Here is a 26,071-nt window from a genome sequence, read left to right as displayed (position 1 = left end):
AACAATCACTACCCTTCCATAGTGCTGGTTATACTCGTCATACCGATAACGCCTTGTAGCTGTCTTCGTTGATCTTCATATCAGCAAGCCTGATTTTCTCTTCAATCATCTCTATGAATTGCTCCTCGATGTACTGGTTCTTGACAGCATCCTTCAGCTTCTCGAACTCCTCATAGCCGCCAGCTTGTCGGTCCTTCACATGGAACCATACCCACGCCGATCTCTCACTAATAATCTCGCTGCTCTCACCCGTCTTCAGCTGATGAATGGCCTCCCATATGCCTGGATAGCTGGCTTCTACAGAGTCCTCCCCTCTGGTATAGGTGTGCTGTTCATAATAAGCTTGATTGAGCTTAGACAGCTCCTCTAGAGAGCCATTCCCGCTCTTCCATGCCTTCTGAATGGATTGCATAGTTAGCAGCAGGCTCTCGCGGTTATCCTCGTTGTAAGGAATCGTTACCACTTCAATCTCGAATTGATCAGATTTACGATACCGTTCCTCCTTCGTTTTCTCGTATTCCGCTATGAGCTGCTCTTCACTGACCTGCTGGCTCTTGGCCCAAGCTTCCTTAAGCTCAATCATCAGCTTGGAGTGACTGTACTGCAGATACTGATCCTCGCTGAACTCAACTGGCCCATAGATGACGCCGCCCTTAGCTACCATGTCCTTCCTGCGCTTGTTCTCAAGCTTCCACTCGGTTAAGAAGCTCTTGTAATCCAAGGTTGTAACGAGCTTCTCTTCATAGGCAAGCCCTCGCTCTACCTTCATACGGACGAGCGTATCCAGCGCAAGTTTCTTCAACCGTTCCATAGGAACCTCACCATCATACGACTTCGTCCAGAATTCCGAGCTGTCCACAGCCCCATGCTTCTCATGAAAATAGTTAAACACCAAGCTGCGATTCTGGTTCATCGCCTTCAGCATCTCCCCTTCCTCGATGGGAATGCCATCCACCCAAGCCACAATGGATGCAGGCTTCGTAGACGAGGAATCACTGCATGAAGCAATAAGCAGGCTGACTATAGTAATGACAAGGATGAGAATGCTTAACAAGCCCCTGTGTCGCTTCGTTGCACCAACTTGCATTCCAATCAACACCTCTTTTCAATAATTATGTATACGCTTTCAATTACTACCACAATGATATTTTATAAGACAGCCAGCACGATATCTACGTTCGATAGCAATGAAAAGTTGTTCCTGTTCATAGATTGAACTTGCAAGCTATATCACACTCCGTGTTTCATCTGAAAATGCTTTGGCGATAGGCCCTCCGCCTGCTTGAATGCTTTACTGAACGAGAACAATGTACTGTAGCCGACCTGCTCCGCCACAGCGGTAAGCGATGCCTGGCTGTACAGCATAAGCTCCTTCGCTTTCTCCATCCTGCAACGAATTAGATATTGATGAGGCGATATTCCATACTTGACCTTAAACAAGCGGGAGAAATGATAGATGCTAAGGCAAGCCAGCTTGGCCAGTTCCTCCAGAGAGACGGCTTCTGCGAAATGTACCATGAGATAGGCTGCAGCTGTCTCTACCCCCTTTTGATGAGTCAAATGCTCCTTCGATTTCCCTCGGTTCATGTCCTGCAAAATAATGTGCAGCATGCGAAGGACACACATCTTCTCAATTATGATTCTTTCCTCACGGCTAAGGGCCTGTGCATGAAAAATTTCTGTAAGCAGCTTATGAAGCTCTTTATGACTAGGAATTCTCAGCACCGTTGGAATCTCTAGTATCTCTCCAAGCACATCCTGGCGAATATAAGCAATCTCTTCGGTCGTGCACTCGCTCCTCGGTTTGAAATTAATGGGCACCTGCTCGCTGTTCGCTAAATAAATCGGATCAAAGTGAATATGTGGCTTCCAGCATTCAGCCGAGGACTTCACAAATTCATGCTCCACACCAGGCTTCAGCAAGATCCAGTCGCCTTCCTGCAGCTCGTGCACAACATCTTCAACGCGAATGTGAAGTTCCCCCCGTTCCATGTACAACAGTTCATAGTCGAAAATTATTCTTGTCCTTAAGCGCATGTTGGTCACCCTATGATTCAGTGCGCGTCTAATATACGGTGATAAGGTCATCAGCAGCTCGTGCTTGTCGGCAAGCTCCTTCAATGGATCATCCACCTCCTTGAAATCTAGCAAGATTGGATATGAAATACCTGCTGCGGATAAAGCGAAAACGACGAATTAGGTGCTACAATATCCGCATATACAAGTCTATAACAGGAGATGAGTCAGATGCAATATTTCAATGGATTGGATATACAATTAGGAAGCTTGCCTAGATTGTCAAATGCGCTAACCCGATCCATTAGCGCTGAAAACCAGACAGGCGAGAAAGGAAAAGGGGGCATGGCCTCCGAAGGAAGCGGTTCGGAATGTGCGCGCGAACTGGGTATTGGCTGGAAAATGTCTCCCAGTGTCCTGATTGAGCCAGGTGCTGCATTCACCTTGGCAAGCATCATTGGACCTGGCGCCATTCAGCATATTTGGATGACTTGTGTGAATCCGAAACTATGGCGTAATATGCTGCTTCGCATGTATTGGGACGATGAAACGGAGCCCTCTGTCGAGGTGCCCTTGGGTGATTTCTTCTGCAACGGTTGGGGTGAGCGGACAAACGTCAACTCCTATCCGATTGTCGTGAATCCAGCAGGGGGGTTTAACAGTTACTGGTTGATGCCATTTCGCAAGTCAGCCAAGCTGACGATGGAAAACAGCAGTGACGAGATCATTCAACTGTACTACCAAGTGGATTATACACTTACCCATGTCCCGGATGATATGGCTTATTTTCACGCCCAATGGCGACGAACGAACCCTGTTCCGTATAAAGATGTTTACACTCTGCTTGATGGCGTATACGGCAAAGGGCATTATGTTGGCACATATATGGCTTGGCAGGTGAACAACACGGGCTGGTGGGGCGAAGGAGAGGTCAAGTTCTACATAGACGATGATAGAGATTTTCCTACAATTTGTGGAACGGGGACAGAGGACTATTTCGGTGGAGCCTATAATTGGGAGCAGCCTGCCGGGCAATACGGCACGTATTCGACACCGTTTCTCGGCATGCATCAGGTCATCAAGCCGGACGGACTATATCGAAGCCAGCAACGCTTTGGCATGTACCGCTGGCACGTGCTTGACCCCGTGCGATTTGAGAATAATTTGACAATCACTATTCAGGATTTGGGCTGGCGTTCAGGCAATCGTTACCTGCCACAGCAAAGCGATATTTCATCCACCGTTTTCTGGTACCAAGCTGAACCACATACTCCATTTCCCACGTTGCCAGATAACAACAGTAGAGAGGTAATCTAAATCCAATTAAAGAAATGAGGGTAGTTGTCATGACACAACAGTCCCATTTTGTTACTTACAATTTTGAATTCGAGCGTACAATTCGTATCGGCTTTATAGGCGCAGGCGGCCACTCATTCCGCAATGTGTATCCTACTTTTCAATATGCACCTATTGATTTGGTTGCGGTTTGCGATCAAGATGGCCAAAGAGCAAAAGCGTATGCAAGACAATTCGGCGCCAAAACCTTTTACACGGATTATCATGCTATGATGAAGCAAGAAGAGCTTGACGCTGTCTTCATCGTGACCGCCTATCATCCCGATGGTCGCGTACAAGCCACAGATATAGCGCTTGAAGCTCTGAGGCATGGACTGCATGTCTGGATGGAGAAGCCGACAGCGGCAAGCGTCGGAGAAGTTCAACAGCTAATAGCGGCTAGCCATGAAAGCGGCAAATATGTGATGACCGGACTGAAGAAAATTTTCTTCCCGGCTATCGAGAAGGTGAAGGAAATCGTCTCCTCTACTGAATTTGGTGAGGTAACCTCAATGTCTATTCGATATCCTCAGAGTATGCCCCCTTTCGAGAGACGTTCTCAGCTTCCAGAGATGCGAAGCGTCCTTGATCATATTTTCCATCCCGCTGCAATCATACATTATTTGATGGGTAAGATCGGCACACTGCAGCTCGAACGAGAGCCAGTTCATGGCGCTTCTCTCTCAACCTTTCGTTTTCTCTCGGGTGCAATCGGCACATTGCATATGGCGGCAGGCGCCTCTGGCAGTTCCCCGCTCGAGCGACTGGAGATCATCGGAGAACACGCTAACGTCGTCGTTGACAATGGTGTAAAAGTTACGTATTACCGCAAGACGAAAGGACTTGGCTATGGCCGTTCCTCCACCTTCCTCGTTGATACAGCCGAGGCAGCGCTGCATTGGGAGCCAGAATTCTCACTCGGCCAGCTGTACAACAAAAACATCTTCATGCTGGGCTACGTGCAGGAAGTTAACCATTTCTGCAACAGTGTGCTTGAAGGCCATCCACCCACCAAAGGAAAACTGGACGAAGCACTTGAAATCGTCAAGCTGTTTGAAGCATACTGTCGTACGCCAGATGGAGAGAAGACGACAATTAACAAGGAATCACCCCTTCGCTTTTTCTAACCGATATGTAACCCAAAGCCTGCACAAGGTAAGCCTTGAGGTCGGGTGGCTTTCACTTGCCCACAATTTGCTTGAGAAGGCCGCAATAGACCGAAAGTCAAAAATGGCGATGCAGGGATAACCTCCCTAGCATCGCCATTTTTTCGTTTCTGCTAACTCGTAAAATAACCTTATTTCACCTGCCGCTGCTGATAGACACGAGAGATAAGCTCATTGATAATCTCATCTGGCGACCGCTCATTCATCCAAGTCTGTCCGTACAACTGGAATACTTTCACCACGGGGAAGTCCCCCCAGAAGCCTATAAATTCCTCATTGAGGTACACCTTGTCCGTTACGTGCTGATTCATCTCTTCGAGACATTCTTGCAGTACGATCTTCGCTGCCGGCTCGCTTACCCATTCACTGAGCAGACTAAATTTGTGGAACGTTATTTCTTCCTGTCCGAAATCGCAATACAGACGTTCCGTAACTCTGATATCTCGAGATGAGCTGCCAAGAGCAATCTGGAAGAAGCCGCTATCTGCTACCCAACGGTTATACTTGGTGTTGTAATAGGCGAAGTCTCTCTCTTCTAGCTCGAAGCTGATCTGCTGCTTCTCCCCTGGTGCGAGCTCGACTTTGACAAAAGCTTTTAATTCCTTCTCCGGGCGCGTCCATCTGCATTCCTCGTCGTGCACGTACAATTGAACAACTTCCTTACCCTGTCGCTTACCAGTATTCTCAAGCTGTAAGGACACAGCTACCCCACTCTCATGCTGTACAACTGACAGATTCGAATAAGCAAATGAAGTATAGGACAGACCGTGTCCGAAAGGAAATTGCGGTGTAAGCTCCTTACGATCGTAGTACCGATACCCGACGAACAGTCCTTCTCGATAATACAGCTTGCCATTTTCTCCCCGAATGCGCATATGCGATGGATTATCTGACAGCTTAACTGGGAAGGTCTCTGACAGCTTGCCGGAAGGATTCGTGTGTCCGAACAGGATTTCCGCGACAGCATTACCCATGCCTTGCCCTGTTAACCAAGTATGCAAGACGCCAGGCACATACTGAACCCATGGACGCATCGTCAGCGCTGAGCCGCTGCTTGTCACCACGATGCATTTGGGCTGAACAGCTGCAACCGCTTGGATCAGCTTGATTTGATGCTCAGGAAGATCGATTCCCTCCAAGTCATGCATTTCGGATTCGGCATATTCAGGCTGTCCGACGAACAGCACCGCTACATCGGATTTCATAGCCAAGGACACACTTTCCTTAATCAACTCTTCATTAGCAGAATCATCCGCTGGATAGCCAGGCGCATAGCCCAGTGTAACCGAGTCTCCTGCCAGCTTCTTTATTTCATCCCAAGGGATATCCACCTGTGTAGGCGTCACATTCGCGCTGCCCGCTCCTTGAATTCTAGGCTTTTTGGCGAATTGTCCGATGACAGCAATCGATGAATCTGGCCCCAACTGCAGTGGAAGTATCGCATTCTCATTCTTCAGCAGAACGATGCTTTCTGCCGCTGCTTTTCTAGCAAGAGTATGATAATCCTGATCTACATGCGTTGCTGTCTTTTCTATACCTGTCACGCGTTGAACAAGCTTGAGAATGCGAGCCACGCTTTTATTGAGCTGTTCTTCGGATAGGACTCCACGATCAATGGCCTCCAGAATCGCCTTCATGTTGTAATGAGCAGGCCCTGGCATTTCCAGATCGAGACCAGCCTTTAGTCCGCGCACACGGTCATTAACAGCTGTCCAATCTGACAGCACAACTCCCTCGTATCCCCATTCCTCTCTCAAGATATCATTCAGTAAGTGTTCGTTCTCGCTTGTGTAGGTTCCATTAAGCAAGTTGTAAGAACACATAACTGTCCATGGATCGGATTTTTTAATGATTCGTTCAAAGGCGCTCAAATAAATTTCTCGCAGCGTCCTCTCATCAATCTCAGAGCTTGTCACCATTTTCTCGTATTCCTGATTGTTGCCAGCAAAGTGCTTGAGCGAAGCTCCTACTCCTTGGCTCTGAATACCGTTAATGAAAGCTGCCCCCAGCTCACCCGTTAGGCAAGGATCTTCCGAGTAATATTCAAAGTTCCTTCCTCCAAGCGGTGTCCGCTTCATGTTAACCCCCGGTCCGAGGAGCAGCTCCACTCCCATTCCCTTGGATTCGAGCCCGAGTGCTACCCCAACCTCATGCAGCAGCTCGGTGTTCCAAGAAGAGCCTATTGCTGAACCTGTAGGGTAACAGGTAGCAGGCAGGTTTTCTGTTGTAATGCCCATTTCTTCATCACTGTTTGTTTTACGAATGCCATTCGTTCCATCATACATATGAACTGGCGGGATATTCAATCTCTCGATTCCCTTGGTCATCCACATATTTAACCCTGCGCAGAGGGAGGCTTTTTCGGTAAGTGTTAATTGTTCCAATAATTCTTTAATTGATTGATTCATGGTATCCATCCTTTTTATACAAGTTGATCTGCTTGTTCCTGTTCCTTCTTAAGCTCTTGAGCATCATACAGCTTGAAGAACGGGAACCATACGACAAAAACAATGAGTAAGATGACTGCAAGCAACAGGAGTCCGTTAAATCCGGACATGATGTAAGTCGATATCCCCATAGGTGTATACCAAAGCTGAAAAACTTTACTTGGTATCCGCACAAGTCCCATGTCGAGCACCACATACACGATAATCGGTGTAATGAGGCCGCTAATCCACATCGGAACCATTAGAAGCGGATTGAACGCAATTGGCGCTCCATACACTACTGGCTCGTTAATGTTGAACAAGGATGGGATAATCGTCGCTTTACCTACAGACTTCAGCTTTTTGGACTTCGCAAGCAGGAACCAGATTACTAGCGGCAAGGTAGCTCCCATTCCCCCAATGCCCAACCAGCCGGAGAAGAAAGTTTCGAAGGTGTTAATATTGACTGGATCTAGACCTTGTGCAACTAGAGCGGCATTCTCTTCGATTGCAGGTATCCAGATCGCATACCAGATCGGCGCCAACACATATGGGCTGACTCCGAAGGAGTACAGGACGACCCCGACGAAGTTGAACAGGACAAACCCCGTCAAGCTTTGTCCCATCACATTGATAGGCTCAAACAGATTTACAATGAGTGCAAAGATATCAAAATCAAGCGGGTAGACAAGTATCCATCCCGTTACTAACAGCAGGGCGATTGGAACAAGGAAATCGAACCAGTCCATAATAAATTCAGGAAGAGAGGATCCTTTTTTGAAGAAAGAAAACTTGTTGCAAACATTCATGATGACCGCAACAAACACCCCTACAAGAAGCGCTGTAACCATCCCCGAAGGACCGAATCGTTCAAGAATGAATTGGATCGTTCCGTCATCATTTAACATTGGATTAAGAAGCATGACGAACAAGGAAACTCCGCTCATTCCTGCAAGCAGCTTAATTTTGTGATAACCCTTTTTTTCCATGACGATATAGGGCGTCAGGAAAGCGATAAATAAGCCCAGCAAACCAAAGCTGAAGGTTGTGATCGGCGTAAGATCCGGCATTCCCGGAATATAATCCTTCAGAATCGTAACCAATGTAATAATCGAACCGATAAAAATCATCGGTATGGCAACCATAATTGCTTCTTGAATAGATGCGACCCAAATGTTTTTTGTAAACGCATCCATTCTAGGTGCAAACGATTCAGTCATCCATTTCATGAAACGCTTCATTATTTATTCCCCCTGTCATTTTCTCTGGTGCCTTAACTCAAATTAAGTATAGTCTTTGATGATGGCGCTTTCTTGTTGTAACTTGCCGCATGAGGGTTCGTTTTTTGTCTAGTTTACTTCGTTCTTTCCCAACCCGAGGCTACAACAAAAAACATCCCTCTGTATGAAAGGGGATGTATGGGCATACCATTCTATTCAATACTGCCTGTCGAACGTAAGGAGCATCACACCATGAGGAGGGAGCACAATTTCTGTCCGATACCATTCCTCCTGCAAGATCCTGGTCTGGATGGTCGGCCCGCTTCTACTTTGTAGACAGGATATTTCTTCCTCCGTGAGGAACTCCGGTGATCCCATGCGGATCCATTCGTCGAATACGGAGCCATGCTCCCGGTCCAGCCGATAGCTGGTACATTTATAAGGAACGGAGAGCAGATTCAGTGAGATATCAAATACTTTACTACCTTTATCCTCAAACACGTCATAACGGTTTGCACTGGACAGTCCTGACCAGTCTCCGCTTGAAAATAAATGATCCACGTGTACGTAGTGATACAATAAAAGCTGTATGCTCCCATCGCTATTACGACTTCCCACATAGCCGTCGCCTTTAACCAGCAGCTCATCACCAAGCTTTTGCAGCAGCTCAAAGGCATAATAGCTCGGTTTTTTCAGTCCGTTTCTGTTCAGCAGGCCAAAGCCTCCATAAAACGGAGATAAGGGAACAATGCTTTCCTCAAATACATCGGTGAAGGACCAAAAAGCCATTGCCTTTGCTTGGCCAAGCGTATTCATTGCATGATAGATGACGAACGGAGCCATGAACATTGTATCGTGCAGCAGATTCTGATCATAGAGCGAGAAGTTCCACTCGGTAATATGAAGCTCGACCGCACCGTAGATGGATGCATTCATTTTTTGCTGTACACGATCAATGCTTTCCTTATAGAATGAAGGGGGCATCAGCCTCGTCAGACTATCCTCTTCCGTTTTAAGCCGGGGGTATTCCGAATAGATATGGAAGGAGTAGAAGTCGAGGGGAACCTGCTGTCTTCTGCAATATTCCATAAAATCCTCAGCCCAAGTATCATTCCAGATTGAACCATAACCCATAGCTGGCCCTCCCGCTTTTAGTTCGGGTAATACCGATTTGATGGTACGGACGGTAGATTCATAAAAAGCGAAGTATTCCTCTTTGCTCCCCGCCCAGCAGACTCCAGCCAGATCTGGCTCATTCCATACTTCAAAGTACCAGTTCTTCACTTCTTCCGCCCCATACCGATTCAAGCAATGCCGCACGAATTCACGAACAAGCGCCTCCCACTTGGTCGGATCGGATGGTGGACTAATGTTCCCTTTCCACCAGAACAACGTTTCCTTGGAACGGGCAAGCTGATTCGGCATAAAACTTAGCTCAACGAATGGTCTCACTCCTAACTGAAGAAGGAAATCATAAAGTTTATCGATATATGACCAATTATACACAGGTGTCCCGTCATCTCGTTCACTGTATACCATCATCTCATCGTTAAATATGCCATGAAAACGGATGTAACGGAACGGGATTCGCTTGATCAGCTCCGATAATTGCTTACGCCAATCATCACGCAATCCTTCGACCGCTCTGCCTGCTGACGTCGTAATGTTCCAGTGCTTCTCGTAAGCAGCCGAAGCTTGGTTGGCCTGGAGCTCTATCTGCTGGTGATTCGCCACAAGAACAGCCGGCGTTGAGATTGTATCCTGTGCTGTACCTAGTGGAAGATCTAGATATCGATACAGTGATCCCATGGCATTCACTGTATCCATCTCATAATAATTACCACTGGAGGATTCCTCATAGGTTTTGGGCTTGCGATTCATCCTCTCTGGTTCAGGATTGAGGGCTGCTTCACGATAAGAGCCAGGTGTGCAACCGTACTTTTCTTTGAAATACTTATTGAACAGCTTGACGTTGGCGAACCCGCAATCCAGTGCAATTTCCGATATGCGCTTCTCGCTTCCTGTAAGCTTAGCCTGAGCCTTCTCCAAGCGAATAAGCGTCAGATACTTTTGAAAAGGTATTCCGATTTTGTCGGTAAAGAAATGAGAGAAATAGTGTAAGCTCAAATGCTCGAGGTGTGCCATGTCCTGGAGTGTAATTTTTTCATTATAGTGGTTACCGATATATGTAAGAACCCTATTTAGTCTTTTATAGTCATAATCTTTACTGCCTTCGCTAGTGGCGGTATTCGTCCCATTGGAAAAATACCTCAGGAGAGCACCGCAAAGCGTCTGTAACCTGCCCATTGTGTAGCTTTGATAACCCTGCACTTTTTTGTTTAATTCCCATATCATCTGCGCAAGATTATGCTTGATGATATAGAACTTCGATGTGTTCTGATCCCTGCTATTGGCAGAATTACAGGAGATAAAAGTATGATTGCTCAGAAGCAGCTCAGTGCCGAACTGCAGGGTCAACAGTACGTTCTCCTCACCCGTCTGTTCGATTCTATGAACCGACATGCTGTTCACCACGATAATGTCATCTTCATGAAGCGTGTATTGCTTCTGATCCAGGTACATGATGACTGAGCCACTCAGCACATAAACAATCTCAACCTCTTTGTGCCAATGAAAATCGATATGCTTCACACTATTCACGAAGAGCTTGATAGGAAGATCATCCTGAAGCTCGATAAACTCATATAGATAGCGGATATTCGATTCCTCCCCACTTACAGTTATTATAGACATACATGTACTACAGGATACAGGGAAGCTCTGCTTGACGCTCCAAATAACACAAGATGATAATTCGTGACGGTACCACATCTTGAGTTGAACATAATTATATTATGATGCTTTGTGATTGTTGGCAAAACCCAGTGATTATACAGTGCTTCTCTAACCAACAGGTATTCATAACAAACAAAAAAAGCACCTGGCACGGTGCTTCTTCTGATAGGTTTGGTGGAGGCGAGGGGATTTGAACCCCTGTCCGAAGGCAACGCCACACAGGCTTCTACGGGTGTAGTCACGGTTTTGATGTCACCCTAGGAACTCCCCGTAACCGGATTCCCTTCGGGTCAGCCTGATTATCTTCTTCCGTCGACCCCAGGCGGAGACCGAAGCGGCGTATCCCACTACATGTGAGCCCCTATCCCAGTCACATGGGCGATGCTGAGGAGGAGCACGCTAACAGGTTATTAAGCTGCTAAAGCGTAGTTTGTTTGTTGTTTGCCGTTTAATAGGCTTTAGCGTTGATGAAGCAGACGACTCCCTGCTACCCGCAACCCGCGCTCGTACTACCCCCGTCGAATCCAAGAACGCCCCCGAATTGGGAATGACGCTCTCATGGATTGGGAACAACATCTATAGGAGATGCTGTTAGCTCTCATGAGCGCGAATGCATAATAAGAATGCACTCCACTAAGTGTTACTCTGTACCGTGTTACTTGCTGGTACTCATCTAGTATAGCACGTGTCTCCATCAATTGCTCGTCTATGTTGCTGGCAATGTAGGAGTTCACTGGTACCTCAGGAACTTACCTTAACGCGCAACCTTCTGCTTCTCGCGAAGCGCCCTCTGAATATCACGCTGAGCATCCCGCTTCGCCGCGGTATCCCGCTTGTCATACTGCTTCTTCCCTCGTCCGAGGCCAATCAGCAGCTTGGCGTAGCCGTTGCGCACATAGATCTTAAGCGGAACAATCGAATATCCTTCTTGCTTGGACTGTCCGAGCAGCTTGTGTATCTGCTGCTTGTGCATGAGCAGCTTGCGCGCTCTAGTCGGATCAGATGGGTTGTGAATATTGCCCTGCTCGAACGGACTGATATGCATATTATGGATGAAGATCTCGCCATTCCGAATCGTAGCGAACGCATCACTTATATTCGCCTTGCCCATTCGAACGGACTTAATCTCTGTCCCTAGCAGCACCATGCCCGCTTCGTACGTGTCTTCGATATAATAGTCATGGGAAGCCTTCTTGTTCTGGGCGAGTTGTTTCCCGTCGCTCTTCTTGCCCATGCCGGTCACCTCAACCTTCATACTGACTGGCAGCGTATGGTTACGCTATCAGACCTTCATTGTATCAACTTCCGGAGGGTAAATCAAGAATCACTCCCCTTGGCTGTCACGTCATCTCATCAGCAAGCTACACTCTACCTTCGCTCAGCAATCATCTGCCTGCCGCCCTTAATCCTAAGGGAAACAAGCGGTTCCGGCACAGCGTCACCTTGCCCGGGGATAGAGCGGAAGCGGAATCGACTAGCCAGGATCCCCAAGATTAGACCCGCCTCCAGCATCGCGAATTGCGAACCGATACAGCCTCTAGCCCCTCCTCCGAATGGAAAATAAGCAAACCTCGCCCACTGCGACGCTCCCTTGTCAAACCGCTCCGGCCTAAAGACAAGCGCATCTCCAAACACAGCCTCGTTGCGGTGAATGGCATAGGGACTAATTAAGAAGCTGCTGTTCACGGAGAAGCGCTCTCCGAGCATCTCAACCGGCTGCTCCGATTCACGTAGAATTGCCCATGCCGGCGGGTATAGGCGAAGCGTCTCTTGGATGACTTGCTTCGTGTAGGCGAGCTCCTTATATGCCTCATAAGCCGATAACCGACCTCCAGATGCTGCAGATGCTGAGGCTGAACCGTCCTTCATAAGGACAGCCATCTTGTCTGCCTCTGCTTGAAGCTTCTCCTCTGCTTCTGGTGACTGCTCCAAGCTATGCCAAGCCCATACGAGCGCATTAGCGGTCGTCTCATGCCCCGCGAGGAGCATCGTCATCATCTGATCGCGAACCTCCGTCTCGCTAATAGGCGCCCCGTTCTCATCCTTCGTGTCCATTAGCAGCCCAAGCATGCTGCCGGCATATTCCTCGGGGTTACTCTTCGCCTTGCTTATCGCTTCATAGATCATGGACTCTAAGGTCCGAATGGCCTTCTTGTGCTGCACATGGCCAGGAGTCGGCACCGAGAAGGGGATGATGATAGGCGAGTAGATCGTTCGTGCGGTCTTGCGAATCGTCACATCTACAGCTGCCGCAAGCTCTGCCTTGTCCTCAGCCAGCTCCGTACGGAATAAGCTGCGAGCAATGATGCCGAGTGTCAGCTCCATCATCAGATCGTGCATCGCCACAGGTCGATCCATTGGCATCTTGTCCGCCAGCCGCTCCGTCTCTTCTCTAATAATCTGGGCGTATGCCTTTATCCTCTCCTTGTAAAATACCGGCATCAAGTACTTCTTCTGCTGCCGATGGACCTCATGCTCGGCTGTCAGCAGCCCATCACCGATCGTGCGGCGCAGTACACTAGAGCTTCTTCCCTTGCGGAAGTTAGCTTCCTGATGTACAAGAATCTCTTGGATGAACGCCGGCGAGTTCACGATATAGGTCGGACGCATCGAGCTGGTTCGCAGCGACACCACCTCCCCGAGCGGCTGCGCATCTACTAAGAAGCCAAGCGGATCGCGCTGGAACCTCAAGAAGTTAGCCGTACGAGAGGTTGGTATCCCTATTACACGGGAAGGCATGATGGATCACTCCTAGTCATTCAGTCATTGTCACAGGGAACAGTATTTCATTGGGACAAGTCGAGCTCTTATGTAATTGTAGCATAACAAGTCGCGAACTCCATGCCAGCTATACGGCAAGTGACTGTGCTGTAAGCGCACCCATTATACCAACCAAAAAGAGACTGCCCTTAACCAATTTGGTTAAGAGCAGTCTCGGGAATAACTGATTTGTTATAAGCTTATTACAGCTTTACAACGTTCTCAGCTTGTGGTCCACGGTTGCCTTGAACAACGTTGAACTCAACGCGTTGGCCTTCTTCAAGAGTTTTGAAGCCTTCGCCAGTGATTGCGGAGAAGTGTACGAATACATCGTTGCCGCCTTCAACTTCGATGAAGCCAAAACCTTTTTCTGCGTTGAACCATTTAACTGTACCTTGTTGCATGTGTAAAAACCTCCAAAAAATAAATTAATATGCGCCTGTTTCGTAATTAAACAAAAAATTCACACATTGGAAAAGGTCTCAGACTATGGAATGACACCCTTTTCAATATGTGAATTCAGGTCCATATCATCAATTGAGTTGAGTTTACTACACACAGAAAAAAATTGCAAGAGCCTAACTTAAATAAATTCTCCCAGCTTGTCCAGTAACAGTTCCTCCCGCTGGAAGGCGGGAAGAACCGCGCTGTATCTACTATTTTCGATTTTTTCGGACAAAAGCTGCAGTGGAATTGCCATTCTTCTTCTTACGTTTATTCCCTGCTGATCCGCCTTCTGCTAGGACAGAGCCAGGAGCATCTCCCGCTCCGCCAGCATTCTCGCCAGTGCTCCGGCGAGGTGCCCGGCTGCCGCCGGAGCTGCTGCTGCCGCTGCGTATCGGCAGCCCCCACATATCCTTGCGCGCTCCGCCTCCGCGCTGCGAATCACCGCCTGAATCGAGACGGTCCGTCTCGATCCACGGCGACTGCTGCACCGGCGCGCCGGCACCGTTCCCGCTGCCCGCGCCGGCTTCGCCCTTGCGCTTGCGCCGCGGTGCACCGCCGCCAGCGCCATTGCCCGCTTCGCCGCGGCCGCCTCCAGCGGCACTCCGCTCCGCGCTGCCTTGCCCGCGCCCGCCAGCGCCTCCGCGCCCGCCGGCGCCATTGCCGCCGCGCGGCGCTCCGCCTGCCGCGCCGCCACGCCCGCTCGCGCCCGCGCCTCCAGCGCCAGCACCGCCGCCTTGCCCTCGGCGCTTCCCGCCAGCCGCGCCCGCGCTCCCGCGTTCACCGCCGCTCGCTCCACGCCCGCTACCCGCGCTCCCGCTTCCGCCGCTCGCTCCGCCACGTCCGCTCCCGCGTTCACCGCCGCTCGCTCCGCCACGTCCGCTCCCGCGTTCACCGCCGCTCGCTCCACGCCCGCTTCCGCCGCGGCCACCAGCGCCCGCTCCGCCTGGGCGTCCGCTCGCGCCACCGCGGCCAGCTCCGCCGCCGCGCTTACGCCAAGCGGCTCCGCCATCATACGAGGCTCCGCCGCCCTTACTGCCATCGACCATCTCGAAGTCGATGGTCTGGTCCTCCATATTCACGCGGGCCACGCGAATCTTCACTTCGTCCCCGATGCGGTATGTCTTCGACGTCCGCTCGCCGAGCAGCAGCATATGCATCTCATTGAAGTGGTAATAGTCATCATGCATATCGCTCAGACGAATGAGCCCTTCTACGGTATTATCCAGCTCGATGAAAATCCCGAACGAAGTCACGCTGCTAATAATCCCGTCGAATTCCTCGCCGACCTTGTCCAGCATGAACTCACACTTCTTCAACTGGTCCGTATCCCGCTCAGCATCTACCGCAACACGCTCACGTTCGGAGGAATGCTGAGCAACCTCCGGCATCTTCGCCGTCAGCGCCTCATGGCGCTGCTCCGTCAAGTGCCCTCCACCTTCAAGCACCTCGCGAATGACGCGGTGGATGACCAAGTCTGGATATCTTCGAATCGGTGAGGTGAAGTGAGAGTAGAAGTCCGCCGCTAGGCCGAAGTGCCCAAGACTTGAGGCATCATACTTCGCCTGCTTCATCGAGCGCAGCATCACCTTCGAGATGACCGTCTCTTCCTTCGTTCCGCGTATCTCCTCGAGCAGCGTCTGCAGCGCACGCGGATGCACCGTATTGCCCTTGCCCTTCACGACGTAGCCGAAGTTAGCCGCGAACTGCATGAAGTGCGTCAGCTTCTCCGTATCGGGATTCTCGTGAATTCGGTATAGGAATGGAACACGCAGCCAGTGGAAGTGCTCCGCAACCGTCTCGTTCGCCACCAGCATGAACTCTTCGATAATCTGCTCGGCAACGGACCGCTCACGCTTCACAATGTCGACGGCCTTGCCTTCCGCATCCACGATGACCTTGGACTCGACGAAGTCGAAGTCGATTGCCCCTCTCTTCATTCTTTTCCGACGGAGGCGCATCGCTAGATCTTCCATCTTCCTGAACATATCCACGAGCTCGCTGTATCGTTCATGAAGCTCCGTCTCCGGCTCTTCCTCGGTGGCAGTCAGGATCTTGCGTACATTCGTATACGTCATGCGCTCCTTCGTCCGAATGACACTCGTGAACACATCATGCCTAACCCGCTTCAGCTTCGCATCGAACTCCATCTCACAGGACAGCGTCAGCCGATCCACCTGTGGATTCAAGGAGCAGATGCCGTTAGACAAGCGATGAGGCAGCATCGGAATGACCCGGTCCACCAAGTAGACGCTGCACCCGCGGCGGAACGCTTCTTCATCTAGAGCCGACCGTTCGCGCACATAGTAACCCACATCCGCAATATGTACTCCAAGCAAGTAGTTGCCGTTGTCCAGCAGCTTCACATGCACCGCGTCATCGAGATCCTTCGCATCCTCGCCGTCTATCGTGACGATCACTTCATTCCTAAGGTCCCGGCGGCCCTGCTGAACAATCTCTTCCTCGGTGATAGAGTCCGGCGCCGCTTCCGCTTCCTCCAACACTTCCTCGGGAAACCCTTCGGGCAGCTGATGCTTGCGAATAATCGACAGGATGTCGACACCGGGGTCATCCTTATGTCCTAAGATCTCGACAATCTCCCCTTCGGCCGCCGAACGACCTTCTGGATAGGAGATGATGCGGACTACGACCTTCTGCCCAGTCACAGCACCTTGGAATTGCCCCTTCGCGATGAAAATATCCCGGTTAATCCGCTTGTCATCCGGTATAACGAACGCATACGTCTCATGATTCTCGAACGTACCGACGACCTGCGTAACCGCTCGCTGAACGATACGGACGATCTCGCCCTCCAGCCGTCCGCCGCTCTCGCTCTTCGACGTGACTCTAACGAGCACGATATCTCGGTTCATCGCGCCCTTCATATCATTAGCATGGATGTATACATCCGGATGCTCCTTATCATCGGGCAGCAGGAAGGCGAAGCCCTTCGCATGCGCCTGCAGCTTGCCGCGAATAAGGTTCATCCGTTCAATGACCCCGTATCGCTCATTGCGCGTGCGAATAATCTGGCCTTCTTCTTCCAAGCGGTTCAGCAGCTTCAGGAACTCCTTGAAGTCGGCTGCATCACTGATGCCGAAGTGCTGCTCCAGCTCCTGATAGGTCATCGGTTTATAAGCGGTCTCCCGCATGAAATCAAGCAATTCTTGCTCTTGCGTCATAATTCTCCTCTTCACCTCATAACCCTCTGCCTCTAGTAGCTATGGAGCAGGGGTTGATAGAATAGCATATAGCATTTAGTATACACGAAATACTCGACGTGCATCCGTAATTCCCATAAAAAACAAAAAAAGCGGAGATGCATCAGCATCCCGCTCTTGGCTTCACAGCATATTAGTTCTTAACGACATAAGCAACAACAAGTGACAATACGAAGAATCCGATTGCAAAGCCAATCGTCAAACGCTGCAGGAACAAGTCCAGACCGCGTGCCTTCTGCTTGCCGAATAGATGTTCAGCACCGCCGGTAATCGCACCCGACAGCCCCGCGCTTTTCCCCTTCTGCAGCAATACAACTGCAATGAGACCTAGGGAGAAGATTACAAGCAATATTTTCAAAAAGACGTCCAAGATATCCACCTCCTGCGCAGGAGCTCCGCTAAAAAACAATATTACTCTGATAATAGCATAGCTAGGCTCTATTATCAATACTCAAGCCCAATCATCGTGTCTTCATATGATCACGATAGCATCTCCATTATATGGAAAGATGTTAAATGCAACATTCTTGCCGTAACTTCGTCTACAGGGATAAGTATTCAACTCTTAAGGGGAATGATTGACATGAGAAAAATTATAACCATCTGCTTGTCTGCTCTTGCATTGTCGTCAACAGCTTGCGGTAATTACAGTATTACAAATCAATCAGACAGCCCGCGAGTCGTGTTGGCAGCGGTTGAACCCCCGCAACAAAAAAATGAGGATGACGAGAGTCAAGCTTTCAAAAATCAAGTTGAGTTTGAACGTACCTACACACCCATCGTACAATCTGAGTTAAAAAGGCTGTTCCCCCCGTCCTCTCCAACGGAGAGCCCCTTCAAAGCTTATGGTGTGATGTACTTGGATACTAAGGACAAGGATATGAATAATATGAAATTCGTGTTCTTGCTTGATCAGCCGGAATCTCCGCTAGTCAAGGAATTAGAAAAATCACTGAAAGCCAAAATGGGAAAGCATGTTGAGTTCAGGCCATCTAAGCATAATCAGAAGAAGCTTAAGGAAGTCCAAGATGGAATAACGAAGCTGTTGGAGAAGAAAGAGCTTGTTGGAGGATGGGGCGTTGGTATAGATACGATCAAGGAAAAGGTAAGAGTCTCGGCCTACATAGATGAAAGCCTGCAAAAGGAAATTATCAAAAAATACGGATTCGATCTTGTAGATATCGAGATACATAATACTTACATTGACATCAAAGGTTATGTAATTGACAAGAAAGATAATGAAATCCTAGTCGTAAATCCGGAAAAGCAAAAAACGAACGATTCTGGCCACTCCTATCAAGCGAATTGGTATTCAAACGCACCGTCCGATATTGATATTGGCAATATCGTTGAAGTGACCGTCGTGAACGGCGCTAAAATCTCAATGTATCAATATCCAGATCGGGATGAAGCGCTGGAAGTTAAGGTCCTCCAAAGCTCTCAACTGTCAGAAAAGCAGCAGACAGAATTCGAATCCGTACGCAAGGCGTTAGAGTCGGAAATCAAATAATGAAGAAAGGCTCCCCATAAGGGAGCCGATCCCCTTATTAACCAAATCCCGATCTTCTAAAAAAGTCCATGGAAATCCTCGCACTCTCCAGAGAATCCGACGAATACTGCTCCTGCTCCACGAAGAATGCCTCGACTCCGCACTCCTCCGCGATATCCAGCACCTCATCGAAGGGCACCTTGCCTTCGCCAACCTCCGCATCCATCCTGCCGGTGGTGAAGTCCTTGAAGTGCAGCAGAGGAACACGTCCCGCAAGCTTCCGAAGCTCCGCCGCCGGATTGCCTCCCGCCAGGTAGATCCACCCCAGATCCAGCTCGAACACGAGCAGCTCCTGCGGGACAAGCTCAGCCAGATGATCCAGCACAGACCTTCCCTCAACCTGCTTGAAGTCGAATTCATGATTATGGTAACCGAATCTCAGCTGCCCTCCCGCAGCCTTCACCTGCTGTCCCCTTGCAAGGAACAAGTCTGCGAGCAGCTTCACATCATGAATATCTGGCTTAGCTGGGAGCGGAGACCAAGGAACGATCAAGTAATTAAGCCCCAGCTTCTGCGCATACGCGATCTCCCTATTCAAGTCCTTCTCCATCTTAACCGGCTTGTCATAAGACAGCGGGATATGAGAGGAGACCAGCTTGAAGCCAAGCTCATCGAGCTTAGTCTTGAGCTGCTCGGCAGGAGTATGATAATAGCCTGAGAATTCTACAGCTTCATAGCCGAGGTCCGCAACCTTCTCGAGAGTATCCAACAGATCAATCTCAGCGATGTTCCTTACCGAATGCAGCTGCATGCCGATCACCGGCTTCGCCATAAGCTCACGCTCCAGTCGCATAGTATTCCAGACTAGGCTTAGTATGACCCTTTTTGCGCGAAAAGCGAAAACGGCTGTCATCTTGTCTGACCCCTATATCGCATCAAGCTAGTCCCATTCAGTCCTGAACGAAGGGGATAGTGTGCAAAAGGAGAAAAAACGCAATATCCGGTAAAAAAAAGAGCGCCCCCCGCCGTAACGGGAGACGCTCTGTATGCATGATCTTACTTGAAGTTCTTCAGGTTGTAGAACGCGCTCTTGCCTGCATATTGAGCCGTGGAGCCCAGACGGTCTTCAATGCGAAGCAATTGGTTGTACTTCGCTACGCGGTCAGTACGGGATGGAGCACCTGTCTTGATCTGACCAGCGTTCGTTGCTACAGCGATGTCAGCAATCGTGCTGTCTTCGCTCTCGCCGGAACGGTGGGAGATAACAGCCGTGTAGCCTGCGCGCTTAGCCATCTCAATCGCATCGAAGGTCTCAGTCAGGGAACCGATCTGGTTCACCTTAACGAGGATGGAGTTGCCTACGCCTTGCTCAATACCGTCAGACAGACGAGTCGTGTTCGTTACGAACAGATCATCACCAACGAGTTGAACCTTGCCGCCCAGCTTCTCGGTAAGCAGCTTCCAACCTTCCCAATCGTCTTCGGAGCAGCCGTCTTCGATGGTGATGATTGGGTACTTGTCAGCCCATGAAGCAAGCAGGTCAACGAACTCAGCTGGCGTGAAGGACTTGCCTTCGCCGGACAGGTGGTACTTCCCATCCTTGAAGAATTCAGTGGACGCTACGTCCATACCAAGGAATACGTCAACGCCTGGCTTGTAGCCTGCGCGCTCGATTGCGGAGATGATTGTTGTGATCGCTTCTTCGTTGGAACCCAGGTTAGGAGCGAAGCCGCCTTCGTCGCCAACCGCTGTGTTCAGACCCTTGTCCTTCAGTACGGACTTCAGGTTGTGGAAGATCTCAGCACCGATACGAAGAGCTTCCTTGAAGCTCTCAGCGCCTACTGGAAGAACCATGAACTCTTGAACGTCGATGTTGTTGTCGGCATGCTCACCACCGTTGATGATGTTCATCATCGGAACAGGAAGGGTCTTCGCATTGAAGCCGCCAAGGTACGTGTATAGGGACACGTTCAGAGCATCAGCAGCTGCACGAGCTACTGCCATGGATACAGCCAGGATTGCGTTAGCACCAAGCTTAGCCTTGTTCGGTGTGCCGTCCAGCTCAATCATTCTACGGTCGATCAACACTTGGTCCAGTGCGTCCAGACCGATAATCTCAGGTGCGATGATGGAGTTGACGTTGTCAACAGCTTTCTCTACGCCTTTACCAAGGTAACGGCCTTTGTCGCCGTCACGAAGCTCGACTGCTTCGTAAGCGCCAGTGGAAGCACCAGAAGGAACGATTGCGCTGCCCTTGCCGCCTGACTCTAGGGATACTTCAACTTCTACTGTTGGGTTACCGCGGGAATCAAGCACTTCGCGTGCATATACGTCAATAATGATAGACATGTGAGTGAACACTCCTCTGAATTTGTAATAGTGGTCAGGTTATCAAGAGAAGAGAGGCTTATTGGCCGCTCTCTGGATGCATTGGAATTAAGGATTAATAAGGGTCGTACCCGTCATATCGACCGGCTTCGCAAGTCCCATCAGATCTAGGATGGTAGGTGCAATGTCGGCCAGAATTCCGCCTTCACGCAGCGTCGCTCCGGACTTCGTCACGATGAACGGAACCGGATTCGTCGTATGAGCGGTGAAGGGACGGCCGTTCTCATCGAATACCATATCAGCATTGCCATGGTCTGCAGTAATGATGCAGACGCCGCCCTTGGCCAGCACTGCCTCCACGACCATGCCCATGCATTCATCCGTCACTTCGACTGCCTTAATCGTTGGCTCAAGCATGCCGGAATGGCCGACCATATCCGGATTCGCGAAGTTCAGGATGATCGCATCATGCTTGTCCGCTTGGATCTCTGCCACTGCAGCAGCTGCAACGCCATAAGCGCTCATCTCAGGCTGCAGATCATACGTAGCGACCTTCGGTGAAGGAATGAGCACACGAGTCTCACCCGGAAGCTCCGTATCACGTCCTCCGCTGAAGAAGAAGGTAACGTGCGGATACTTCTCAGTCTCGGCTATGCGCAGCTGAGTCTTGTTGTTCTGAACGAGCACCTCGCCAAGCGTATTGTCGAGGTTCTTCGGCTTGTAGGCAACGAAGCCGCCTACCGTCTCGCTGAACAGCGTCAGACAGACGAAGTACAGGTTCTTCGGAGCAGCGAGGCCGCGATCGAAGCCGCGGAAGTCATCGTTCGTGAACACCTGAGACAGCTGAATCGCGCGGTCTGGACGGAAGTTGAAGAAGATGACGGCGTCCTCCGACTCCACGAGTCCGACGGGCTTGCCTTCTTCACGTACAATGACCGTTGGCATAACAAATTCATCATATACGGATTTCTCATACGATTCAACAACCGCATGCAGAGGATCTGTATATTGCGGACCTTCGCCATACACCATGGCGCGATAGGACTTCTCCGTACGCTCCCAGCGCTTGTCCCGGTCCATGGCATAGTAGCGGCCTTGGACCGTTGCAATCTGGCCGACGCCAATCTCTTCAATCTTCGCTTGCAGCTGCTCCAGATAACCCTTCGCACTGTCCGGGGCTACATCACGGCCATCCAGGAAGGCATGAATGTAGACGTCGGTCAGTCCTTCCTTCTTCGCCAGCTCCAGCAGAGCGAATAAGTGCGCGATGTGGCTGTGCACTCCGCCATCTGACAGCAAGCCATACAGGTGCAGCTTCTTGTTGTTCGCCTTGACATGGTTAATCGCACCGAGAATCGTCTCGTTATCGAAGAACTCACGGTCCCGAATCGACTTGGAGATTCGAGTCAGATCCTGATAGACAATCCGGCCAGCGCCGATGTTAAGATGACCGACCTCGGAATTGCCCATCTGGCCTTCCGGCAAGCCTACCGCTTCGCCGCAAGCGGTGAGGGTAGTATGCGGATAGAGGCTCATATATCGGTCATAGTTCGGCTTGTTCGCCTGTGCAACTGCATTGCCGGTTACATCATTCCGAATGCCGAACCCGTCCATAATAATTAATGCTACAGGTGCCCGTGACATCTTACTTGGCCCCCTCGACCAGTTGGATGTAGGAAGCAGGCTCCAGGCTGGCACCGCCGACGAGCGCGCCGTCGATGTCCGCTTGACCCATATATTCCGCCACATTAGCTGGCTTCACGCTGCCGCCGTATTGAATGCGAACAGCTGCTGCTGTGCCAGCATCATACAGCTCAGCGACGATGCCGCGAATATAGCCGATAACATCCTGTGCATCCTCTGAAGTGGAGGACTTGCCTGTACCGATTGCCCAGATTGGCTCATAAGCGATGACGATGTCAGCAGCCTGTGCTGCGGATACGCCTGCGAATGCCGCTACCGTCTGCACCTTGCATACTTCCTTCGTCTGGCCCGCTTCACGCTCTTCCAGCTTCTCGCCTACGCATACAATTGGAACGAGGTCATGCTTCAGTGCGGCATGAACTTTTTTGTTCACAATCTCATCCGTCTCAGCGAAGTAAGCACGACGCTCGGAATGACCGATGATGACATACTTGACGCCTAGATCCTTCAGCATCACACCGCTGATCTCACCGGTATAAGCGCCGTTGTCTTCGAAGTGAAGGTTCTGTGCGCCGATTGCAATCGAAGTTCCCTTTGCTGCTTCTACTAGAGCAGGAAGCGTGGTGTAAGGTGCACAGATGACGCTCTCTACACCAGCAACCTCAGCTTTGCCCTTGATTTCCGTGAAGAAGGACTGAGCTTCTGCGACTGTTTTGAACATTTTCCAATTGCCCGCAATGATAGGTGTTCTCATGTCATGTACCTCCTAATAGGAACCTAATCCTAATCTTATTTATCGTTAAGAGCAACGACGCCTGGAAGCGCCTTGCCTTCCATGAATTCCAGGGATGCTCCGCCGCCTGTAGAGATGTGGTCCATCTTGTCAGCCAAGTGGAACTTCTCTGCTGCCGCTGCGGAATCGCCGCCGCCGATTACGGTGTAGCCGGAAGTCTCTGCGCAAGCACGAGCTACGGCCTGAGTGCCGTGGGAGAATGGCTCGATCTCGAATACGCCCATCGGTCCGTTCCATACCACGAGCTTGGAGTTCTTAATGACATCCGCGTAGATGGCACGGGTCTTAGGCCCGATGTCGATACCTTCCCAGTCAGCAGGGATGCCATCGATATCCACTTCGCGTGTGTTCGCATTCTTGCTGAAGTCGTCGGCAACGATAATATCTACTGGCAACAGGAAGTTCTTGCCCAGCTCCTTCGCCTTGTTGATGAACTCAAGCGCCAGATCCAGCTTGCTGTTATCTACCAGAGATTGTCCGATCTCATGGCCTTGCGCCTTGAAGAACGTATAGGACAGGCCTCCGCCGATGATTACGTTGTCTGCAATCTCGAGCATCTTGTTAATGACATCGATCTTATCCTTGACCTTGGATCCGCCCACGATTGCTGTGAATGGACGCTCAGGATTATGAAGCGCCTTGCCGAGTACTTCAAGCTCCTTCTCCATCAGGAGACCGGACACAGCCGGAAGGTGATGCGCGATACCCTCTGTCGAAGCGTGAGCACGGTGAGCGGCTCCGAATGCATCGTTCACATACAGATCAGCCAGCTCTGCGAAGGCCTGAGCGAGCTGAGGATCATTCTTCTCTTCGCCTGGATAGAAGCGAACATTCTCTAGCAGCAGCACATCGCCATTGTTCAGAGCAGCAACCTGCGCCTTAACCGCTTCGCCTACCGCTTCATTCGCCTTGGCAACCGGCTGACCAAGCAGTTCAGCCAGGCGCTCGCCTGCAGCTGTCAGACGAAGCTCTTCCACTACCACGCCATTCGGACGGCCAAGATGGCTTGCAAGGATAACCTTAGCTCCCTTGTCGGTCAGGAACTTGATCGTAGGAAGTGTAGCACGAATTCTTGTATCATCGGTAATGACGCCATTCTCTAACGGTACATTGAAGTCAACGCGGACGAATACTCGCTTGCCAGCTACTTCAACATTACGCACACTTTGCTTATTCATAAGTAGGTAATTCCTCCCTGATTATGGTATAGAGGCCGATCCGATGCTTCTCTCCGCTATCTATCTGTGTCTGTATCTCTATGAAAAAAAAAGAAAGAAAGCGTCCCTTCGACGATCGAAGGAACGCTCCATATCTGCAGGCCAGATAAAAGGCCCTGCAGGCGATGGCCGAGGCTCCGCTCAGGAGCCGCGGCCCACCTCAGATCCGTTCCTACTCTAACGAATCGTTAGTCTTACAGGCCTTTGCCTGCGATATAAGCAGCAAGGTCAACTACACGGTTGGAGTAGCCCCACTCGTTGTCATACCAAGAGATCACCTTAACCATGTTGCCTTCAACAACCATAGTCGACAGACCGTCGATGGTGGAGGAAGCCGGGTCGGAGTTGTAGTCGCTGGATACTAGCGGAAGCTCGTTGTAGTTCAAGATGCCCTTAAGCGCGCCATCTGCTGCTTCCTTCAGTGCTGCATTCACTTCTTCAACCGTTACATTAACCTTCAGTTCAGCAACAAGGTCTGTTACGGATACGTTAGGTGTAGGTACACGCATAGCCATACCGTTCAGCTTGCCCTTCAGTTCAGGAAGCACCAGGGATACGGCCTTAGCAGCGCCTGTAGATGAAGGAATGATGTTCTCAGCTGCAGCACGAGCACGACGAAGGTCCTTGTGCGGTACGTCCAGTACGGACTGGTCATTCGTGTAAGAGTGAATAGTTGTCATCATGCCCTTGACGATACCGAACTTGTCGTTCAATACCTTAGCGAATGGAGCAAGGCAGTTCGTTGTGCAAGAAGCGTTGGAGATAACGGTATGCGAAGCTGCATCGTACTTATCTTCGTTAACGCCCATTACGATAGTGATATCTTCGTTAGTTGCAGGTGCGGAGATGATAACCTTCTTCGCGCCGCCCTTCAGGTGAAGCTCAGCCTTCTCCTTCGCAGTGAAGATCCCTGTGGATTCAACTACGATCTCAGCGCCTACTTGGCCCCAAGCAAGGTTCTCAGGATTACGCTCTGCGAATACTTTGATCTCGCGGCCGTTAACAACCAGCGCGCCTTCCTTAGCTTCTACTGTTGCATCAAGCGTACCGTGAGTCGTGTCATATTTAAGAAGGTGAGCCAGTGTAGCTGTGTCAGTAAGGTCATTGACAGCCACCACTTGAACGTCCGAGTTGTTAAGTGCTGCGCGGAATACGTTACGTCCGATACGTCCGAAACCATTAATACCGATTTTAACCATTGTTAATTCCTCCTAGG

General features: G+C 50.3%; 19 protein-coding genes and 1 other RNA gene. 3 read left to right on the top strand and 17 right to left on the bottom strand.

Features of this window, described 5'->3' with window-relative positions; all coding sequences use genetic code 11:
- Nucleotides 1–37: 37 nt before the first annotated feature.
- Both ACFO9Q_RS02895 and ACFO9Q_RS02890 read right to left on the bottom strand, forming a co-directional pair.
- Nucleotides 38–1,087 carry a peptidyl-prolyl cis-trans isomerase gene (locus ACFO9Q_RS02895; RefSeq protein WP_379178492.1) on the bottom strand — a complete coding sequence of 350 codons (1,050 nt, stop codon included), beginning with the start codon at nt 1,085–1,087 and terminating at the stop codon, nt 38–40.
- A 143-nt stretch (nt 1,088–1,230) separates the two neighbouring features.
- The gene (locus tag ACFO9Q_RS02890) at nt 1,231–2,121 is read right to left on the bottom strand and encodes a helix-turn-helix transcriptional regulator (RefSeq protein ID WP_379178490.1); all 891 of its coding nucleotides are present in this window, start codon (nt 2,119–2,121) and stop codon (nt 1,231–1,233) included.
- A 126-nt stretch (nt 2,122–2,247) separates the two neighbouring features.
- Here ACFO9Q_RS02890 and ACFO9Q_RS02885 point away from each other — a divergent pair, with 126 nt between their 5' ends.
- Both ACFO9Q_RS02885 and ACFO9Q_RS02880 read left to right on the top strand, forming a co-directional pair.
- Nucleotides 2,248–3,333, top strand: a complete 1,086-nt coding sequence (locus tag ACFO9Q_RS02885) for a glycoside hydrolase family 172 protein (RefSeq protein WP_379178488.1) — start codon at nt 2,248–2,250, stop codon at nt 3,331–3,333.
- Between the two features lie 29 nt (nt 3,334–3,362).
- Nucleotides 3,363–4,478, top strand: a complete 1,116-nt coding sequence (locus tag ACFO9Q_RS02880; RefSeq protein WP_379178486.1) for a Gfo/Idh/MocA family protein — start codon at nt 3,363–3,365, stop codon at nt 4,476–4,478.
- A 170-nt stretch (nt 4,479–4,648) separates the two neighbouring features.
- Here the strand turns inward: ACFO9Q_RS02880 and ACFO9Q_RS02875 are convergent, their stop codons facing one another.
- From ACFO9Q_RS02875 to secG, 9 genes are all read right to left on the bottom strand, one after another.
- Entirely contained in the window at nt 4,649–6,850 is a 2,202-nt protein-coding gene (locus ACFO9Q_RS02875) for a beta-glucosidase family protein (RefSeq protein WP_379178484.1), read from the bottom strand.
- A gap of 89 nt (nt 6,851–6,939) precedes the next feature.
- A complete protein-coding gene (locus ACFO9Q_RS02870; protein WP_379178482.1) occupies nt 6,940–8,184 on the bottom strand; it encodes a PTS sugar transporter subunit IIC in 1,245 nt (414 codons plus the stop codon).
- Between the two features lie 195 nt (nt 8,185–8,379).
- The gene (locus ACFO9Q_RS02865; protein WP_379178480.1) at nt 8,380–10,917 is read right to left on the bottom strand and encodes a GH39 family glycosyl hydrolase; all 2,538 of its coding nucleotides are present in this window, start codon (nt 10,915–10,917) and stop codon (nt 8,380–8,382) included.
- A 214-nt stretch (nt 10,918–11,131) separates the two neighbouring features.
- Nucleotides 11,132–11,497, bottom strand: a transfer-messenger RNA (tmRNA) gene (gene ssrA, locus ACFO9Q_RS02860).
- A gap of 216 nt (nt 11,498–11,713) precedes the next feature.
- Nucleotides 11,714–12,193: an SsrA-binding protein SmpB gene (gene smpB, locus ACFO9Q_RS02855; RefSeq protein WP_379178477.1), complete on the bottom strand. Its 480-nt coding sequence runs from the start codon at nt 12,191–12,193 to the stop codon at nt 11,714–11,716.
- Between the two features lie 134 nt (nt 12,194–12,327).
- The gene (locus ACFO9Q_RS02850) at nt 12,328–13,698 is read right to left on the bottom strand and encodes a cytochrome P450 (protein WP_379178475.1); all 1,371 of its coding nucleotides are present in this window, start codon (nt 13,696–13,698) and stop codon (nt 12,328–12,330) included.
- Nucleotides 13,699–13,922: 224 nt separating this feature from the next.
- Nucleotides 13,923–14,123 carry a cold-shock protein gene (locus tag ACFO9Q_RS02845; protein WP_028609190.1) on the bottom strand — a complete coding sequence of 67 codons (201 nt, stop codon included), beginning with the start codon at nt 14,121–14,123 and terminating at the stop codon, nt 13,923–13,925.
- A gap of 252 nt (nt 14,124–14,375) precedes the next feature.
- Nucleotides 14,376–17,345: a ribonuclease R gene (gene rnr, locus ACFO9Q_RS02840; RefSeq protein ID WP_379178472.1), complete on the bottom strand. Its 2,970-nt coding sequence runs from the start codon at nt 17,343–17,345 to the stop codon at nt 14,376–14,378.
- 172 nt (nt 17,346–17,517) lie between these two features.
- Nucleotides 17,518–17,754 carry a preprotein translocase subunit SecG gene (gene secG / locus ACFO9Q_RS02835; RefSeq protein WP_379178470.1) on the bottom strand — a complete coding sequence of 79 codons (237 nt, stop codon included), beginning with the start codon at nt 17,752–17,754 and terminating at the stop codon, nt 17,518–17,520.
- A 213-nt stretch (nt 17,755–17,967) separates the two neighbouring features.
- Here secG and ACFO9Q_RS02830 point away from each other — a divergent pair, with 213 nt between their 5' ends.
- Complete coding sequence (locus ACFO9Q_RS02830) at nt 17,968–18,894, top strand: DUF3221 domain-containing protein (RefSeq protein ID WP_379178468.1); 927 nt, start codon at nt 17,968–17,970, stop codon at nt 18,892–18,894.
- Nucleotides 18,895–18,931: 37 nt separating this feature from the next.
- Here the strand turns inward: ACFO9Q_RS02830 and ACFO9Q_RS02825 are convergent, their stop codons facing one another.
- The 6 genes from ACFO9Q_RS02825 to gap form a co-directional block, all read right to left on the bottom strand.
- Nucleotides 18,932–19,705, bottom strand: coding sequence for a sugar phosphate isomerase/epimerase family protein (locus tag ACFO9Q_RS02825; RefSeq protein WP_379178466.1), 774 nt, complete (start codon nt 19,703–19,705; stop codon nt 18,932–18,934).
- Nucleotides 19,706–19,929: 224 nt separating this feature from the next.
- Entirely contained in the window at nt 19,930–21,222 is a 1,293-nt protein-coding gene (gene eno / locus ACFO9Q_RS02820) for a phosphopyruvate hydratase (protein WP_379178464.1), read from the bottom strand.
- Nucleotides 21,223–21,309: 87 nt separating this feature from the next.
- On the bottom strand, nt 21,310–22,845 hold the full coding sequence (gpmI, locus tag ACFO9Q_RS02815; RefSeq protein ID WP_379178461.1) for a 2,3-bisphosphoglycerate-independent phosphoglycerate mutase: 1,536 nt from the start codon (nt 22,843–22,845) through the stop codon (nt 21,310–21,312).
- A 1-nt stretch (nt 22,846) separates the two neighbouring features.
- Nucleotides 22,847–23,599 (bottom strand): triose-phosphate isomerase, encoded by a 753-nt coding sequence (gene tpiA, locus ACFO9Q_RS02810; RefSeq protein WP_379178459.1) that lies wholly within the window; start codon nt 23,597–23,599, stop codon nt 22,847–22,849.
- A 35-nt stretch (nt 23,600–23,634) separates the two neighbouring features.
- Entirely contained in the window at nt 23,635–24,816 is a 1,182-nt protein-coding gene (locus tag ACFO9Q_RS02805) for a phosphoglycerate kinase (RefSeq protein ID WP_379178457.1), read from the bottom strand.
- 233 nt (nt 24,817–25,049) lie between these two features.
- Nucleotides 25,050–26,054, bottom strand: coding sequence for a type I glyceraldehyde-3-phosphate dehydrogenase (gene gap, locus ACFO9Q_RS02800; protein ID WP_379178455.1), 1,005 nt, complete (start codon nt 26,052–26,054; stop codon nt 25,050–25,052).
- Nucleotides 26,055–26,071: the final 17 nt, after the last annotated feature.

Origin of the sequence: Paenibacillus sp. GCM10023252 (genome assembly GCF_042653305.1) — a bacterium.
In the GTDB taxonomy this organism is placed as follows: domain Bacteria; phylum Bacillota; class Bacilli; order Paenibacillales; family Paenibacillaceae; genus Pristimantibacillus.
The sequence above is the reverse complement of the archived record's forward strand: the minus strand, read 5'-3'. Positions and strand labels throughout refer to the sequence as shown.

Excerpts from the sequence above, each read along its gene's own strand:
- ACFO9Q_RS02895 (WP_379178492.1), bottom strand. The coding sequence starts at position 1,087 with ATGCAAGTTGGTGCAACGAAGCGACACAGGGGCTTGTTAAGCATTCTC.
- ACFO9Q_RS02885 (WP_379178488.1), top strand. The coding sequence starts at position 2,248 with ATGCAATATTTCAATGGATTGGATATACAATTAGGAAGCTTGCCTAGA.
- ACFO9Q_RS02880 (WP_379178486.1), top strand. The coding sequence starts at position 3,363 with ATGACACAACAGTCCCATTTTGTTACTTACAATTTTGAATTCGAGCGT.
- ACFO9Q_RS02875 (WP_379178484.1), bottom strand. The coding sequence starts at position 6,850 with ATGTGGATGACCAAGGGAATCGAGAGATTGAATATCCCGCCAGTTCAT.
- ACFO9Q_RS02870 (WP_379178482.1), bottom strand. The coding sequence starts at position 8,184 with ATGAAGCGTTTCATGAAATGGATGACTGAATCGTTTGCACCTAGAATG.
- ACFO9Q_RS02865 (WP_379178480.1), bottom strand. The coding sequence starts at position 10,917 with ATGTCTATAATAACTGTAAGTGGGGAGGAATCGAATATCCGCTATCTA.
- smpB (WP_379178477.1), bottom strand. The coding sequence starts at position 12,193 with ATGGGCAAGAAGAGCGACGGGAAACAACTCGCCCAGAACAAGAAGGCT.
- ACFO9Q_RS02850 (WP_379178475.1), bottom strand. The coding sequence starts at position 13,698 with ATGCCTTCCCGTGTAATAGGGATACCAACCTCTCGTACGGCTAACTTC.
- ACFO9Q_RS02845 (WP_028609190.1), bottom strand. The coding sequence starts at position 14,123 with ATGCAACAAGGTACAGTTAAATGGTTCAACGCAGAAAAAGGTTTTGGC.
- rnr (WP_379178472.1), bottom strand. The coding sequence starts at position 17,345 with ATGACGCAAGAGCAAGAATTGCTTGATTTCATGCGGGAGACCGCTTAT.
- ACFO9Q_RS02830 (WP_379178468.1), top strand. The coding sequence starts at position 17,968 with ATGAGAAAAATTATAACCATCTGCTTGTCTGCTCTTGCATTGTCGTCA.
- ACFO9Q_RS02825 (WP_379178466.1), bottom strand. The coding sequence starts at position 19,705 with ATGGCGAAGCCGGTGATCGGCATGCAGCTGCATTCGGTAAGGAACATC.
- eno (WP_379178464.1), bottom strand. The coding sequence starts at position 21,222 with ATGTCTATCATTATTGACGTATATGCACGCGAAGTGCTTGATTCCCGC.
- gpmI (WP_379178461.1), bottom strand. The coding sequence starts at position 22,845 with ATGTCACGGGCACCTGTAGCATTAATTATTATGGACGGGTTCGGCATT.
- tpiA (WP_379178459.1), bottom strand. The coding sequence starts at position 23,599 with ATGAGAACACCTATCATTGCGGGCAATTGGAAAATGTTCAAAACAGTC.
- ACFO9Q_RS02805 (WP_379178457.1), bottom strand. The coding sequence starts at position 24,816 with ATGAATAAGCAAAGTGTGCGTAATGTTGAAGTAGCTGGCAAGCGAGTA.
- gap (WP_379178455.1), bottom strand. The coding sequence starts at position 26,054 with ATGGTTAAAATCGGTATTAATGGTTTCGGACGTATCGGACGTAACGTA.